Origin of the sequence: Bradyrhizobium sp. SHOUNA76 (assembly GCF_023006445.1) — a bacterium.
Taxonomy (GTDB): Bacteria; Pseudomonadota; Alphaproteobacteria; order Rhizobiales; family Xanthobacteraceae; genus Bradyrhizobium.
Window position 1 is genome coordinate 1 of the sequence record NZ_JALBHA010000120.1, and the last position, 14,382, is coordinate 14,382.

Consider the following 14,382-nt stretch of genomic DNA (forward strand, 5'->3'; position numbering starts at 1 on the left):
GGGTGGAATCATCGGCGCCCTCACGCAGGCCGGCGTCTCCAAGGAGGATGCCTCGCGCTATGCCGAGGGCGTTCGCCGCGGCGGCACGCTGGTGTCCGCGAAGGTGCCCGATCAGGACCGCACGCGGCTCGATGCACTTCTGCACGAGAAGTCCGTGAACCTTGGAGATCGCAGCGCGGCCTGGCAGAAGACCGGCTGGACCGACTTCGATGCCGCAAGCCCACCGCTGTCTCCGGATGACATCGGCCGCGAGCGCGAGCTTTACGGCGCGGGCACGCGGCGATAGCTCTCGTCAGACCCAACTCGAAAGGCCCCGCGGTGCGGGGCCTTTTGTCGTGAGGCAAGCCGGGAAAACTAGGCATTTTGGAACCAAATTTAGCCAAATCCGCCGCATCGGATTCGGCGGAATGAAATCTCTTCGCGCCATGCTGAAGCATGTCGCTCGCTCTCCTTGCGCGGACGCAATCGGGAGAGCTTCGGAGGGATCGCCATGTATTACGTCGCCGCCGCATTGCTGGCGCTGTCGGGACTGTTCTATTCCGCGAGCAATCACGAGATCGGCTCGCTCGGCGTCACCATGTGTACCTATGGCAGCCGGTTCTGCGACAACCCGCTGATCGTCTTTTCCGGCGCGGCGCTGGCCGCCGCCTGGGGCATGTTCGTCAGCGTCAAGTAGCGAGGGCGCTAGACTTCCATCGCTGCGTTCAAGTCCGCGTTTGGACGCGAGCCCCGCTCCGGCGACCGGAGGCGTTCGAGAATTCTTGCGATGGTGGCACTCTACAGGTGTTTTGCCCGCGGGTCAAGCCGAATTAGCCTTATCCGAAACGACGATCTCCGGCATGGTAGGAACATTCGTTCTCCCATTAGCATTTGCTAGTGAGAACACCGCCCCCGATCGAGGTCTTCCCTTCCATGAGCGACAGCGCCGTCACCCCGACGAAATCCTCGCCGACGCTGCTGCAACGGCTGGGGCCGGGCCTGATCACCGGAGCTGCCGACGACGATCCGTCGGGCATCGCCACCTATTCCCAGGCCGGCGCGCAATTCGGCTACGGGCTGCTGTGGACGGTATTTCTGACCACACCGTTCATGATCGCCATCCAGCTCGTCAGCGCGCAGATCGGCCGCGTCACCGGCAAGGGGCTCGCGGCCAACGTCATGAAGGTCGCGCCGCGCTGGGCGGTGCTGGCGCTTGTCGCCATGCTCGTCGCCGCGAACACATTCAACATCGCCGCCGACATCGCCGCGATGGCCGAGGCGCTCTCGCTCGTCATCGGCGGGCTCAACCACGAGCACGCCCTGATCTTCGCGGCGGGCTCGACCCTGCTGCAGGTGTTCCTTCCCTATCGCCGTTATTCGCCGGTGCTGAAATTCCTCACCTTGGCGCTGTTCGCCTATGTCGCGACCGCCTTCACCGTCAAGATCCCGTGGAGCACGGCGCTGCTCGCCGCGGTGTGGCCCAAGGCCAATGTCAGCGCCGACTATCTCATGATGGTGGTGGCCGTGCTCGGCACTACGATCAGCCCGTATTTGTTCTTCTGGCAGGCTTCGCAGGAGGTCGAGGAGATGAACCAGGGCAAACGCGATAAGCCGCTGCGCGAGCTCAAGCGCGGCGGCACGCACGAACTCGACCGCATCAAGACCGACACCATATCGGGCATGCTGCTCTCCAACGGCATCGCCTTCTTCATCATTCTGACTACCGCGTCGGTGCTGCACGCCAACGGCGTCACCAAAATCAATTCGGCGACGGAAGCGGCCGAAGCCCTGCGGCCGCTCGCCGGGGACTTCACCTTTGCGCTGTTCGCGACCGGCATCATCGGCACCGGCCTGCTCGCGATCCCGGTGCTGGCGGGCGCGGCCGCTTATGGCGTCGCGGAGATCTTCGGCTGGCGCGCCACGCTTGAGGCCAAGCCCGACGAGGCGGTCGGCTTCTACACCATCATCGCCGCGGCAACCATCATCGGCTTCGGCCTCGGCTTCACGGGCATAGACTCGATCCACATGCTGGTCTGGAGCGCGGTGCTCAACGGCATCGTCGCCGTCCCCATCATGGCAATGATGATGCTGATCGTCTCGAGCCGCGCGATCATGGGTCGCTTCAGGGCCCGGTCATGGCTGATCGCGCTGGGCTGGCTCGGCACCGCGCTGATGGCGCTGGCTGTCCTCGCCCTGCTGGGCTCGTCGATGATGGGCTGACGAAGCTACGGCGTTACGGGATTGATGGTCGGTGACGTCTGGGGCCCGGGCCGCGCCGGCTCGATCGGCGACTTCGGTCTGGTCGGGAGCACCGCGGCGCCAGCGGCCCGTGCCGCTTCTCCCGTGGTTGCATACATCGCAACGTGGGCCGGTTGGGTCTTGGCGCGATTCCAAGGGCCGTGGTCGACGATCAGCATTGCTGCAATCGTCACACCAGCCACGATGAGCGCGATCACGCCGGGATGGCGGAGGGCGCTGGAAATGGAGTTCGCGAAACGACCACTTGTCATCGAAGGATCCGCTATTGTCCTGTCGCAGGTTAATTCAAAACCGCCCCTCCCGGTTCCCGCATCTCTCCCGGCATGTTCCAGGCCAGCGTGGCGCTTCTGCGGCAGCAAAGCGCCCGCGGCCATTGCCCTTGCGGCGCACAAGCGCCGTCCGCCGATTTACTCGCCCGGAGCAATCGCGTTGCTCGGCGTCGGCCGATCGGTGATCTGCTGGCCGAACAGGCTGCCGATCAGCTCGACAGCAGTGCGCGCCGTCCGACCACGTTCGTCCAGAAAGGGATTGAGCTCGACGATGTCGACCGATCCGACCACGCCGGAATCGTGCAACAGCTCCATGATCAGGTGTGCCTCGCGATAGGTCGCACCACCCGGCACCGTGGTGCCGACGCCCGGCGCCACGCATGGGTCGAGAAAATCGACGTCGAAGCTGACATGCAGTACCCCGTTGCTCGCCTTGACCCGCTCTATGACCCGCCGGATCAGCACGGCGACGCCGAACTCGTCGATCTGGCGCATGTCGACGACCCTGATCCGGCGTGCGCGCATCAGCTCCTTTTCGAGCTTGTCGATCGAACGGGCGCCGAACAGATCGAGCCTGTCAGGGCCGATCGAAGCGCGCGGCTCCTCGCCAAGCAGGCCGTCGAGGCCGGGCTCGCCGCACAAGAACGCGGCCGACATGCCGTGCATGTTCGCGGTGATCGTCGTCTCCGGCGTGTTGTAGTCGGCATGGGCATCGAGCCAGAGCACGAACAGCTCCCGTCCACGCTCCTGCCAATGGCGCGCCATGGCATTGACCGATCCCATGGACAGCGTGTGATCGCCGCCGAGGAAGATCGGCAGCGCGCCGGTTTTCGCGATCTCATGGCCTCGTTGGCTTAGAACGCGCGTCCAGCGCTGGATCTCGCGGTAGTGATTGGCTCTTTCCGGCGGCCTGTCCGCGAGATCCCGGACCTCGCTTGCGGAAAGATCGCCGTAGTCGACGACCTCGAAATCCAGGCTTTCGAGCAGTGTCGCAAGGCCGGCGGTCCGCAGCGCCGCAGGGCCCATCAAGGTGCCGCGCTGCGACGCGCCCATGTCGATGGGAGCACCGAGCAAGGCGATGCGCCGGGTTCGATCCGTCATGGCCTGATCGGTCACGGCTGCCTCCTGCGTCAACAAGGTTGAGCAAGCCTAACAGAGATTCGCACCCGTCGTTTCCCGGGTCCCTCCGCTGTCGGCGGATCACCTCGGAACAAAATCCCGTGCGCTGAATTGCCCCTTCAAGGCCGGCACCCGCCGTCAATCACGGCGCCTGTCGCGGATAGCCAAAGGTCGTCAGACCCGCTGTTCTAAACGAGCGCTCGCGCGGATAGCCAAAGGTGCCGGCCTCCGCCATCAGGCTTGGAGGTCGCGCACTTGAGTACGGACTTACCGCAATCCCCTTCCCACCCCGGCGTGGCCGAGCGTGCCATCGATACGGCAGCCGATGTCTCCCGCACCATCGGTGAAGTCGCCGGTGGCCTGCACGCAGCGGTCGACCGTGTGACCTCTACAATCGAGGAATCGCGCAAGCCCGGCGGAGCCCTCGCGACGGTCGCTGCGATCACGCGCGAAGCACCGCTTTCCAGCCTGTTCGTCGCTTTCCTCTTTGGCGTCGCAGTCGCGCGGCGGCGATAGATAACGCGGCGACCCTGCTCAGGCAGCGCTGACCGCGACGAGTTCAGCCGCCAGGAATTGCTTTTCGAATGCCTCGGCAGGCATCGGACGGCCGAAGTAATAGCCCTGACCATCCTCGCATCCCATGCTGACCAGGAAGTCGGCGGTTGCGCGGTTCTCAATGCCTTCAGCCACGACCGTGAGGCCGAGCTGCTTGCTGAGCCCGATGGTCGAGCCGACGATCGCGGCATCGTCGGAATTCTCGAGCAGACCGAACACGAACGACCGGTCGATCTTGAGCCCGTCGAGCGGAAACTTCTTCAGATAGCTCAGGCTTGCATAGCCCGTGCCGAAATCGTCGAACAGGACGCGGACACCCAGCTGCTGGATCCGCTTGAACATGTCGAGCACGCGGCTTTCATCATGGAGCAGAATGTCTTCGGTGACCTCGATCTCAAGCAGCGAGGGCGAGAGCCCCGTCGCATCGAGCAGCGCCGCGACCGCATGCGCAAGATCGCCGGACTGAAGCTGCGAGGGCGAGAGGTTGATCGCGACGCGCACGCCGTTGCCCGACAATTCCCAGGCACGCGCCTGATGGCAGGCGGTCTCCATCACCCAATTCGCGATTCGCTCGGACAGGGCCGAAGTGTTGACTACCGGCATGAACTCTCCGGGGGAGACGTAGCCGCGCACGGGGTGCCGCCATCGGATGAGCGCTTCGGCCCCGACAAGGCCGCCGTCGATCAGACGAACCTGGGGCTGGTAGAACAGCTCGAACTCACCGCGATCTGCGGCAAGCGCCAACTCGCTCTCCAGCGTCAGCCGGTTCTCAAGCTCCTGCCGGATCGCAGCCTCGAAGAGCACGTGGCCGCCCCGCCGCGTCGCCTTGGCCCGGCTCAGCGCGAGATGGCCATTGCTCAGGAGATCGTCAGCGTTGTGTCCGCCTTCAGGATAGACGGCAACTCCGATGCTGATCCTGACGCGGTGCTGCCGCGTGCCCGTCGCAAGCGGCGCCTCGAACGCCTGCGCGATCCGCTCGGCGAACGCCGCGATCGGTTCGCCGGCCTCTGCACAATCAAGCGCGATGGCGAATTCGTCGCCGCTGAGGCGGGCCACGACCGCCTTGCCATCGGCCTCGATCCGGAGACGTTCAGCGACGGCCCGCAGCACGCGGTCACCGGCTGAATGCCCAAGCATGTTGTTGATTTGCTGGAAGCCGTCGAGCCCGATTACGAGCAATGCGACCTCGCGAGGCTGTCGCCTCGCATCCGCAATCATGCCGGCCAGCCCGGCATGCAGCGTGTTGCGATTGGCAAGACCGGTCAACGCGTCATGTTCGGCGAGGTATTTGACGCGTTCGACCTCGCGTTTGCGCACCGAGATGTCACGAAGGATCGCGCCGTACTGAAAGCCATCCGTTCCCTGCCAGCCCGAGAAGCTCGCTTCGACGGGGAAGGTTTCGCCATTCTTGCGCCGACCCTCGAACTCGACGACGACCGCCCCGCCCGGAACGAGGAGTGCCTGGCGCGCGGCGTCATGCATGGACGGCCTTGCATCGCCGTCCGCCGGCACCGCGCACAACGTTTCGAATGGACGGCCGATCATCTCGGCCGGCATGTAGCCGAAGATCGCGCTCGCGCCGGGATTCCAGACCGTGATCTGGTGGTTCTCGTCGGTGCAGACGAGACCGTCGCCCAGCGACATCGCGATGCGATGGAAGCGGCTCTCGGCGATGCGTCCCAGGAGACTACGGAAATCGATCTCGTCCAGGGCGATCGCCGTCAGATAAGCGACGATCGCAATGTGGAACAGCGACGTGTTGATGATGAGCGGCCATTTGGCCTGTACAAGGACCGCCACCAGCTCGATGGCTGCCCCGGCCGAGATCAGGATTGCAACGCGCATACCTGGTGAAAGGCGGCGCCACGAATACATCATCAGAAGGCAGATTGCGCCGAGGCCCAGGATCACGCCGATGTCGGAAGTCCCGCGCAGCATCCGGTTTTGCAGGATCGATTCTGCCGCCAGCGCCTGGAGAGCCGGCCCCGAAAGGATACGTCCATTTGGAACGCTAAACCTGTCCCCGAGCTCGAGCGCGGTCGCCCCCACGATGATCTTCTTGTCCCTGACCTTGTCGAGAGTCGCGCTATCGCCGCGCAGCACGTCGACATAGGAGACGATCGGAATCGAGGCTGCACGAATGCTGAAATCGATCAGGAAGGGCGGTCGCCGGTTGGCGTCCTGCCCGGCCAGCACGACAGCCATCGACGGCATCAAGGCATCGCCGAGCTTCTCGCCGAACGGATAGCGGCGAACGAGTCCGTCGGATTCGACTGCGACGTTCACGACGGCCGGCCAGGACTGGTTGGCGAACGGCTTCAGGGGGCGATTGACGTGCGCCGCGCCACCATTCGGCGTCGGCTGCTTGAAGGACGGCAGGATAGTCGAACCCCCGACCTCGCGAAGAGCCTTGACGAAGGCCTCGTCGGACGCCGGATCCGACGGCGTACTGAAATCGACATCGAAGGCGATGTCCCCCGCTCCCGCGGCCTCGAGCCTGTGCAACAGCTCCGCATGCAGCCGGCGCGGCCAGGGCCACACCCCGATCTGATCGATGGACGGTGAGTCGATGGCCACCACGACGACATTGCCGCTGGCGTCGCGCGATTGCCAGGCGAACCGCAGATCGGTGAGCGCATTGCGAAGCGCACCATGCCATCCCGTGGACAGCACGATCGCAAGCGCGATCACGACGAGAATATGTGGCCGATAGCGTTTCAATCCGATCCTCCCCCGCACCCACTCCTGCAGGTGCGCCCCACTCATCCCCTAGGAAACCGCTTCAGTGTCGGTTGTGGCCGTAGCCGTTGCCATGGCCATTGCCGCCGCCATTCCCGTTACCATCGCCGTTGTTGCCCCTGCCGTTGCCAGTAGCACCATGGTTGCCGTGGTTTCCGTTATTGCCGTTGTTACCGTTTCCGTTGTTGCCGTTGCCACCGGAGTTTCCGTTGCTGGCTCCAGGGCTGTCGCTGGAAGCACCCGCAGCCGCGGCGGCTATTGCCGCGCCTGCGCTCGATGAGTTGCCGGCCGACGGCGCACTGCTTGTCGTCGCGGCAGTCTGGACGGAGCTGTTGGGCGCCGTCGTGCTGGACTTGCCATCGCTCCAGACCGTCTCGGTACCGGCGTTGGCGTTCGCGCTCCGCGCCTGGCCGGGCGCAGCGGCGCCGTGGGCGAGCCCGCGTGTCACCGTGTGGAAGTTCAGCTTGACCTCGCCGAGCGAGCTCGAGATGCGCACCACGCCGGCTCTGGATGCATGACCTGCCGCCGCCTGATGAGACGGCTTCGGCACGCCCGCCGCCTTGGTCGCCTTGTCGATCGGACCGAGCGCGTGGATCGCATGTCCGTTCGCGGCGTTGCGCGGCGCCGACAGGCCTGATTTCGGAACGGGCACACGCTCGATCGCGGGAGCGCGCGGCTTGCCGTGCTCGATCGGATTGAACGTCCCTGCACCGCTCAGGCTGAGACCGGGCTTGCCGTGCTCAAAGACGGTGGCCGCTTGTCCCGGCATGACCTGGGCAATCTGCCCCGTCTTGAAATCGGAGACTTCGACCTGGCCGCGGAGCACGCCGACCTTGGTGCTGTTCGCTCCCACCGTGACGCTGAACTGCGTTCCCTTGACCACGGCGGCGAGATAGGGGGTCTCGACCTCGAAATGCTTGACGTTGCGCTTCTCGACCTCGAGCAGGATCGATCCCGCCTGCTGGATGATGGTGGTCGAGAGCCCTTCCTTCGTCGCGGCCGGCAAGCCGACCACGGAGTTGGGAGAGATCAGAATGGTTTCCTCGCCGCGGACGAGCAGCACCCGGCCATTGCGTCCGGTGCGAATGGTATTGCCGGGCTTGAGCGTCTCTTCCTGGTTCAGCGACACCTGTTGCGCGCCGTCGGTCGCGACCCACACCTCACCGGTGGCCTTGCTGACCGACCAGACGCCGTCATCCGCGGCGAACGCACCGGAAGCCGTCCCAAGGGTCAGCGCCGCCACGAAGGCACACCGCATTCCAATCTTGCCAAGCATGACGATCCTCAGTCTGCGTTACAGCCGGATCTGAGGGGTATCCGAAATCACTCAAGAGAGGATTAGCAGGAAGCGGCCAGCCAAGCGGCCGCCTTAACCAATCATTGACCATAAAAAACTATGAAAAATCATGCCGCTAACGAACCCTTACCATCCCATTGGAGAGTCTCCGTCAAACTACGGGGACAGGTTCGCTGCGCGGGCTGAGAAACGGGATCTGCTTACCGCGCTGCTGCTGCTGGCACCGATTTTTACGGGAGTTCCGCACGCTTTCGCTCAACAGGCGAACCAGCCGGGCTTCGATCCGCGCCAGCCCGAGAAATATTTCGATAACCAAGCCGAGCGGGAATCGCTGAGCCGGCCTGCGGTCCAGCTTCCGAGCGTCGGACAGGGGAATACCGGCGGGGATACGAAGCCGCAATTCATGCTGCGCGGCATCGACGTCGGCGGCGCCCACGCCGTCTCCCAACATCGGATCGCCGCTGTCTATCAGCCCTATCTCGGCAAGAAGGTCTCGCAGGCAGATCTCGCCGCGATCGCAGGTGCGATCAGCGATCTGTACCGCGCCGACGGCTTTCATCTGAGCCGGGCCATCGTGCCGCCGCAGGACATTGGCGATGGACGCGTCCGGATCCAGGTGATCGAAGGCGCCATCGTGCAGGCCGAGCTGAAAGGCGACGGCGCCGAGCAATTCGGCATCAGGCCGATGCTGGGCCCGGTTCTGGCCGAGCAGCCGTCGCGCCTTGCAACGCTCGAACGCCAGCTCTTCCTCATCAACGGCAGGCCGGGCGTCCGGATCACCGATACCGCGCTCGAGGAGATCGGCGGCACGTCCGGCCGCTTCCGTCTCACAGTCTACTTGAAGACCTGGCACGTCTTCTCCTCGTTCGGCCTGGACAATCTCGGATCGTCGTCGGTCGGCCCGTGGCAGACCTATGCGACCGGGGCATTCAACTCCTATCTCACGCCCGGCGATATGCTGGCGGTCAACCTGTCGACCATCGCCAACGACCCACGCCAGCTCGGCTTTGCGCGGCTGTCTTACGACACGCCCATCGGTGTCGATGGTTTCCGCCTTGGCGGCTCCGTGCTGTACAGCGCGGTCCGGCCGGGGGATGCCCGCCGCCTCGACAGCGACATCACGACGACCGAGGCCTTCGAGCTGCGCGCCAGCATCGCTCCGCTGCAATCGCAATCCTCCGCGCTCACGCTGACTGCGGCGACAACATTCAGCAATGTATCCGAGCACGACCTGTACGGTCCCTGGTACAACGACCACATCAGGACGGCGAGCCTGACCGCCGACTACCGGTTGCAGGATCGCTTCGGCGGCACCAATCTTGCGACGCTGACCTACCGCCAGGGCCTCGACATCTTCGGCGCCTCGCACTTCGGCGACGATTTGTTGTCGCGCGACGGCGCATCCTCGAACTTCTCGGTGCTGAACCTCTGGTTCACACGCTACCAGACACTCAACGATGCCTGGTCGCTCAAGCTCTCCGCGGCGAGCCAGACAGCCTCGCGGCCGCTGTTCACCTCGCAGCAATTCTATCTCGGCGGCGCGGCGTTCGGCCGGGGCTACGGCGCAGCCGAGATCAGCGGCGACAACGGCCTTGCCGGCTCGCTCGAACTGCGCTTCGACCAGAAGCTCAATTTCCGCTACTGGACCGGCTATCAGCTCTACGCCTTTGGCGACGCCGGCGCCGTCTGGAACGACGGTTACCGCCTGAGCGAGGGCCTGTCGCTCACATCGGCCGGCGCCGGTGTGCGATTCTTCCTGCCAGACGACCTCCAGGCTGATCTCGGCGTGGCCGTGCCCTTGAGCTACCCGGCACCGGACAACGCGCGCCGCAGTCCCCGTTTCCTGTTCACGCTATCGAGCGCATTCCGGCTCTGCCCTGAACGCGGGAAAACCGGCTGTCTGTAGCCGCCTGCCGTGCGCGCAGTTGCCCTCGGATCCGGCCCTTTTGCCGCCTTGCTCACAGACTTGCCTAAATTTAATCCCGTAACGTGCTCACGATCGCTCGATCCGGGAGTTCCCAATGACCATGTTCAGCCGAACGTGATTTGAGACGCAACCATGAAGAGAGTGTTTGTAATTTTGGCGTTTCTCTGCGTCCTCGGCGTCGGAGAGTATTTCCTCGTCAGCCGGTTCGCGATCCGCCATGAGGCCGTGGCGCTGTTCGACGCCTCGCGTCAGCGGCCGATCGCCGTCGAGGTGGCAGTGCGGCGTGACTATGAGACCAAGGCCAATCTCGGCCTCTGGAAGCTCCCCGTTGCCATCATCAGCAACGGCAACACGGTCAAGGCCACCGAATATTCCTTCCTCGCCAACGTGCTCGCTGCGCGCGGCTACCTGGTTGTCAGCATCCAGCAGGACCTGCCGAGCGATCCGCCGTTGATGACCCGTGTCGGTCAGCAATATGTCGGCCGGCGTGACGTCTATATCCGCTGTGAGGCCAACATTCTCTTCGTGTTGGGCGAACTGAAGAGGCGGCAGGATAACGTCGACTACGACCACATCACCCTTGTTGGCCATTCCAACGGCGGCGATGTCTCGATGTATGTCGCCCACCAGCACCCGGAGCTGGTGTCGAAGGTGATTACCCTCGACAATCTGCGGGTGCCTTTCGTGCTCAGCGACGGCATGAAGATCCTGTCGTTCAGGTCGAAAGACCCGCATTTCGTGACCGATCCCGGCGTGCTGCCGACGCCGGAAGAGGCCAAGGCGCGTGGTATCGACATCGTCCACACCGGCGCCCAGCACACGGAGATGAGCGATCGCGGCCCCAACTCGGTCAAGGAGAAGATCCAGGAAACGCTCGACCGCTTCCTGCGTGACAGCGCCAGCAGCGCGCTCGCGCCGGCTGACACGAAGAGTCCGATGATCATGAATCCGGGCGATTATTAGCCGGGAACACTTTGCGGCAGATCAAGGCGGCTCCGGGGCGGCGGGATAGAACAGCCGCACGGCCTCGGAGAGTCACGTGTCGCACTATATCGAAAGCCTTGATACGAAAGGTCTGCCCGCTGCGAGGATGCCGGCACCCGTACGGCATCTCTATCGTTCGGTCCGCAAGCTGCTGCGATCGATCATCGCCCGCATTGATCTCTCGCAATTTCCGGGATCGTGCTGCGGATAAGCATGGCGGCGAACGAATGCGTGAAGGTTACCCTATGCACCAGCATTTGAGACGAATCTGCCTGCTGCTTGCCGTAACCTCGAGCGTCGGCACGTCGTCCGTGCTCGCCGCCGATGCCGATCACGGTGCCGACCTCGCCAAGCGCTGGTGCGCAAGCTGCCATGTCGTCGCCACCGGCCAGACCCAGGCGAGTGCCGACGTTCCCTCCTTTGCCTCCGTTGCGCGCAGGCAGGACTTCAATCCGGAGAGGCTCGCCTTTTTCCTGCTCGATCCGCACCCGAAGATGCCGAATTTCCCCTTGAGCCGGACCGAAGCCGGCGACATCGCGGCCTACATCGCATCGCTGCGCTAGCGCATGATCCGCACGCGGAGGGCCGCGTTAGCGCAAAGTGTGAAGCGGTAGCGTCGCCGAGCACCACATCTGCCAGAAATGCAAATCCCTGCCGGCGGACCGACAGGGATCAGCAGAAGGGATGCCAGACGGCGAATGAAGTCATCCGGTGGCCCGGCATGGATCCGCGCCGACATCGAAGTGCGGATCGCCACGCCATGCAAGTTCAATTTGTGGGCACGTCGTGCACAGGCCCGGAATCAGGACTTGCCCTTCCCCGGTTGCATGAGACTCCCGGTCATCTGGCGCATGTGATCTCCGGCGCTGGTGAACTGGCTGCGCAGGAAATCGGACTGGATTCGCATCGCTTCCTGGAGGTCGGTGGCATGAACCAGCTTGCGTGCGTGGTCGAAGGCCGACTTCATGTTCTGCTCGGTGAAAACCAGCGCCTGCTTCGACACCTCCGTCCCCGCGCCTGGAACTGACGACATCGATTTGGTGGCGGCTTCGAAAAACATCCCGAATGCTTTTTCCGCCTGGTCTATCGTCTTCTCGGCCAAGTCGCGCAGTTCGGCCGGAACTTCGAGTTTCGGTTCGATCATGGTCGCACTCCTCCCGTTTTCCCAATTGAATACCACACTTGGCGGATCGCCTTCCAGCGCCAGCCTTGGGGGAAACGTCGCCCGGCAGTCCGGCCCCGGCAGGAAAACGTAGCGGGAAAACGAAGGAGACGGCGTAAGGCCGGCGCGCGGCCGGGCTCAGGACAAGGGGATCTCGGGAAGTGCTTCCTCGGTGGCGAGGTCTTCGACCAGCTTGATGACCTCGAAACGCTGTCGAGGCGCGAGCTTCAGGAAAGCACGGAGCAGGCGCAGACTTTCGACCGTGCCGCTTGCGGGCACGCCGAGCTTGAGGTGCAGTTCAGTCGCGAAATTGAGGTTTTTCATCTCGCACCTATGACAAGCATCGGCCTTCGTAATCCACTCAAGAACCGAATGCCACGACAAGACGCCACAACAGGACCCTATCGCGACGAACTCTCGACCGGATGGCCCTGACCGCTTGGCACGCTGAACGACATGTCCCAAACCACGGGCTCAACCAGAGGGTTGCAAGTATGTCAAAGAACAACCAGTCCGGCAAGTCCAGCAATGGCTGTAGCGATGCTTCGTCTGCATCGCACCATGGCAATTCCGGATAACAGGAATATCGACCGCCGTCACCCACCTGCGTCAAGAAGCGGCATCAATCACGCACACAGCCTCGGTCGCTGTCAATCGGTGCAACGTTTCGGCATGTTTCCGATATGAATGGACGCTCGCTGCGAACGAGCGGCTTTCCAGCGCTTACACGCAATTGTTGCGTCCGCCCTCGGCGGTTGTATCCGCGGCAAAATGAAGGCTGATCTGGCAGCCGATCTCCAGCGTCCTGATCTCGGCGCGGCCGTCGCCTCGGGATTCATTGGTCCGGAAATGTTTTTCGCCCATGAACTTTTGTCCATGAGCGAACGACCAAGCCGTTGCGACACGGCCACGCAGACGACGGCGCCATGGCTGAAGACTCTTCGATTCGGGCGCGCGTCAGCACCAAAGGACGACGGCATGCTTTCTCGCTGCGATCTCATCAAGGGCGCCGCGGCTGCGCTTTTCACCCTCTCGATACAAGGCGCCTGGGCGCAGGAGACCAAGATGAACCTGTTCAAGATCATCACCGTCAAGGACGAGATCGTCGTCGGGTTATCGGCAGAGGAACTCAAGGCGCTTGGCGGCAACGATGCGAGCGCGGTTGCGCACGCGTTGGCGCAGAAGGGCGATCTCACGGTGTGGCAATACAACGTGCATCGCGGCCCGAACGGCGATTTGCAGCAGGCGCCGACCGCCAAGATCGGGCTTCTGGCCAACGCCTCGCTTCGCGTCGAGCCCTACACCACGCCTTACCAGATCGTACCGCATCCCTAGGCAACAGGTTGGCACGCCGGCGGCCGAGGCCGCCGGCGTGCCGTATTCATCTTCGCCGCTCTGCCCGTTGTGTCCCCGTTTCCGTCGCAAAGCCGTAGACCAGGGCCAGCCGGTCCAGACATTCGCGAAAACGCCGCGCGAAATAATCGTTCCAGCGCTGCGTCCGGACGGCGCGACGCTCCCCGATCTGATCCATGGTCAGGCCCAGAATCAGCACGTCGTGCACCAGCGCGGCACCGTCGGTGCCGAGTTCCCGCTCGACCCGATTCAGCCGCAACACCGCCTGGCGCTGGCTCTCGGTGACGGGCTCACGCGTGCGCGCGCCATCGACATATTCACGGGTCGGATCCATCGCCTGAGGACCCCGCTCCGCCCTCTCCCAATCGTTCTGGAAGGCACGCCCGCCGCGGTATTGCGCCTCGTCGATCTGGTGGTGTGCCTGCAGCCGACCGAGGGGATCGCTACGGATCGACCGGATGACCACGATCTTCTCACCGGAATCGAGCGCCAGCGGATTGTCGACCTCGACCTCCGCCACTTCGGCATTGAACGGCAGCTCGCGGGACCGCCGGTCGTAGATCTGCGTCATTTTGTAGGACTTACTGCGTCGGACACGAGCCACTCGGATACTCCTTGCGAAATTTATCGATGGACGGGGGGCCACAAGCTCAGGCAGCCGAGACCAGCCTCAGCACGACCGGACCGGGCGCGCGGGCGGACGCAGCACCTGAGCGACGCGCCAGGCGCGCATGCGGCG

16 protein-coding genes and 1 pseudogene are annotated in these 14,382 nt (G+C 63.8%); 8 read left to right on the top strand and 9 right to left on the bottom strand.

All coding sequences use genetic code 11. The features are described 5' to 3' along the window. From MOV74_RS15655 to MOV74_RS15665, 3 genes and pseudogenes are all read left to right on the top strand, one after another. Positions 1 to 286: pseudogene (locus MOV74_RS15655) on the top strand (hypothetical protein); the annotation flags it as partial. Positions 287 to 490: 204 nt separating this feature from the next. Continuing rightward, complete coding sequence (locus MOV74_RS15660) at positions 491 to 676, top strand: hypothetical protein (protein WP_246923823.1); 186 nt, start codon at positions 491 to 493, stop codon at positions 674 to 676. A gap of 236 nt (positions 677 to 912) precedes the next feature. Next, entirely contained in the window at positions 913 to 2,199 is a 1,287-nt protein-coding gene (locus MOV74_RS15665) for an NRAMP family divalent metal transporter (protein WP_246923826.1), read from the top strand. A 5-nt stretch (positions 2,200 to 2,204) separates the two neighbouring features. On the opposite strand, the gene MOV74_RS15670 is transcribed toward MOV74_RS15665, so the two are convergent. Together MOV74_RS15670 and rocF are read right to left on the bottom strand one after the other, a co-directional pair. Continuing rightward, positions 2,205 to 2,489, bottom strand: coding sequence for a hypothetical protein (locus MOV74_RS15670; RefSeq protein WP_246923831.1), 285 nt, complete (start codon positions 2,487 to 2,489; stop codon positions 2,205 to 2,207). Positions 2,490 to 2,645: 156 nt separating this feature from the next. Continuing rightward, the gene (gene rocF, locus MOV74_RS15675; RefSeq protein WP_246923836.1) at positions 2,646 to 3,623 is read right to left on the bottom strand and encodes an arginase; all 978 of its coding nucleotides are present in this window, start codon (positions 3,621 to 3,623) and stop codon (positions 2,646 to 2,648) included. Between the two features lie 258 nt (positions 3,624 to 3,881). Between rocF and MOV74_RS15680 the strand changes: the two genes are divergently transcribed. Further along, positions 3,882 to 4,142 carry a hypothetical protein gene (locus tag MOV74_RS15680; protein WP_246923841.1) on the top strand — a complete coding sequence of 87 codons (261 nt, stop codon included), beginning with the start codon at positions 3,882 to 3,884 and terminating at the stop codon, positions 4,140 to 4,142. A gap of 18 nt (positions 4,143 to 4,160) precedes the next feature. On the opposite strand, the gene MOV74_RS15685 is transcribed toward MOV74_RS15680, so the two are convergent. The 3 genes from MOV74_RS15685 to MOV74_RS41020 form a co-directional block, all read right to left on the bottom strand. Next, a complete protein-coding gene (locus MOV74_RS15685; RefSeq protein ID WP_246923844.1) occupies positions 4,161 to 6,902 on the bottom strand; it encodes an EAL domain-containing protein in 2,742 nt (913 codons plus the stop codon). A 61-nt stretch (positions 6,903 to 6,963) separates the two neighbouring features. After that, positions 6,964 to 8,196 (bottom strand): FecR family protein, encoded by a 1,233-nt coding sequence (locus MOV74_RS15690; RefSeq protein ID WP_246923846.1) that lies wholly within the window; start codon positions 8,194 to 8,196, stop codon positions 6,964 to 6,966. 172 nt (positions 8,197 to 8,368) lie between these two features. Continuing rightward, the gene (locus MOV74_RS41020) at positions 8,369 to 8,653 is read right to left on the bottom strand and encodes a hypothetical protein (RefSeq protein ID WP_246923847.1); all 285 of its coding nucleotides are present in this window, start codon (positions 8,651 to 8,653) and stop codon (positions 8,369 to 8,371) included. Here MOV74_RS41020 and MOV74_RS15700 point away from each other — a divergent pair. From MOV74_RS15700 to MOV74_RS15710, 3 genes are all read left to right on the top strand, one after another. Beyond that, the gene (locus MOV74_RS15700; protein ID WP_246923850.1) at positions 8,621 to 10,123 is read left to right on the top strand and encodes a POTRA domain-containing protein; all 1,503 of its coding nucleotides are present in this window, start codon (positions 8,621 to 8,623) and stop codon (positions 10,121 to 10,123) included. The genes MOV74_RS41020 and MOV74_RS15700 overlap by 33 nt on opposite strands. Before the next feature lie 153 nt (positions 10,124 to 10,276). Then, entirely contained in the window at positions 10,277 to 11,107 is an 831-nt protein-coding gene (locus MOV74_RS15705; RefSeq protein WP_246923853.1) for an alpha/beta hydrolase, read from the top strand. Between the two features lie 266 nt (positions 11,108 to 11,373). Beyond that, on the top strand, positions 11,374 to 11,691 hold the full coding sequence (locus MOV74_RS15710) for a cytochrome c (protein ID WP_246923857.1): 318 nt from the start codon (positions 11,374 to 11,376) through the stop codon (positions 11,689 to 11,691). Positions 11,692 to 11,930: 239 nt separating this feature from the next. Here MOV74_RS15710 and MOV74_RS15715 read toward each other — a convergent pair whose 3' ends face one another. From MOV74_RS15715 to MOV74_RS15725, 3 genes are all read right to left on the bottom strand, one after another. After that, the gene (locus MOV74_RS15715) at positions 11,931 to 12,272 is read right to left on the bottom strand and encodes a phasin (protein ID WP_246923861.1); all 342 of its coding nucleotides are present in this window, start codon (positions 12,270 to 12,272) and stop codon (positions 11,931 to 11,933) included. A gap of 156 nt (positions 12,273 to 12,428) precedes the next feature. Next, positions 12,429 to 12,614 carry a hypothetical protein gene (locus tag MOV74_RS15720; protein ID WP_246923864.1) on the bottom strand — a complete coding sequence of 62 codons (186 nt, stop codon included), beginning with the start codon at positions 12,612 to 12,614 and terminating at the stop codon, positions 12,429 to 12,431. A 399-nt stretch (positions 12,615 to 13,013) separates the two neighbouring features. After that, complete coding sequence (locus MOV74_RS15725) at positions 13,014 to 13,154, bottom strand: hypothetical protein (protein ID WP_246923867.1); 141 nt, start codon at positions 13,152 to 13,154, stop codon at positions 13,014 to 13,016. Between the two features lie 114 nt (positions 13,155 to 13,268). Between MOV74_RS15725 and MOV74_RS15730 the strand changes: the two genes are divergently transcribed. Further along, a complete protein-coding gene (locus MOV74_RS15730) occupies positions 13,269 to 13,625 on the top strand; it encodes a hypothetical protein (protein WP_246923871.1) in 357 nt (118 codons plus the stop codon). Positions 13,626 to 13,671: 46 nt separating this feature from the next. On the opposite strand, the gene MOV74_RS15735 is transcribed toward MOV74_RS15730, so the two are convergent. Further along, positions 13,672 to 14,247: a hypothetical protein gene (locus MOV74_RS15735; protein ID WP_246923873.1), complete on the bottom strand. Its 576-nt coding sequence runs from the start codon at positions 14,245 to 14,247 to the stop codon at positions 13,672 to 13,674. Between the last annotated feature and the right edge of the window lie 135 nt (positions 14,248 to 14,382).

Bases quoted from the DNA above. Each gene is read 5' to 3' on its own strand.
- MOV74_RS15660 (WP_246923823.1), top strand. From the start codon at position 491: ATGTATTACGTCGCCGCCGCATTGCTGGCGCTGTCGGGACTGTTCTAT.
- MOV74_RS15665 (WP_246923826.1), top strand. From the start codon at position 913: ATGAGCGACAGCGCCGTCACCCCGACGAAATCCTCGCCGACGCTGCTG.
- MOV74_RS15670 (WP_246923831.1), bottom strand. From the start codon at position 2,489: ATGACAAGTGGTCGTTTCGCGAACTCCATTTCCAGCGCCCTCCGCCAT.
- MOV74_RS15690 (WP_246923846.1), bottom strand. From the start codon at position 8,196: ATGCTTGGCAAGATTGGAATGCGGTGTGCCTTCGTGGCGGCGCTGACC.
- MOV74_RS15700 (WP_246923850.1), top strand. From the start codon at position 8,621: ATGCTGCGCGGCATCGACGTCGGCGGCGCCCACGCCGTCTCCCAACAT.
- MOV74_RS15705 (WP_246923853.1), top strand. From the start codon at position 10,277: ATGAAGAGAGTGTTTGTAATTTTGGCGTTTCTCTGCGTCCTCGGCGTC.
- MOV74_RS15710 (WP_246923857.1), top strand. From the start codon at position 11,374: ATGCACCAGCATTTGAGACGAATCTGCCTGCTGCTTGCCGTAACCTCG.
- MOV74_RS15715 (WP_246923861.1), bottom strand. From the start codon at position 12,272: ATGATCGAACCGAAACTCGAAGTTCCGGCCGAACTGCGCGACTTGGCC.
- MOV74_RS15720 (WP_246923864.1), bottom strand. From the start codon at position 12,614: ATGAAAAACCTCAATTTCGCGACTGAACTGCACCTCAAGCTCGGCGTG.
- MOV74_RS15725 (WP_246923867.1), bottom strand. From the start codon at position 13,154: ATGGGCGAAAAACATTTCCGGACCAATGAATCCCGAGGCGACGGCCGC.
- MOV74_RS15730 (WP_246923871.1), top strand. From the start codon at position 13,269: ATGCTTTCTCGCTGCGATCTCATCAAGGGCGCCGCGGCTGCGCTTTTC.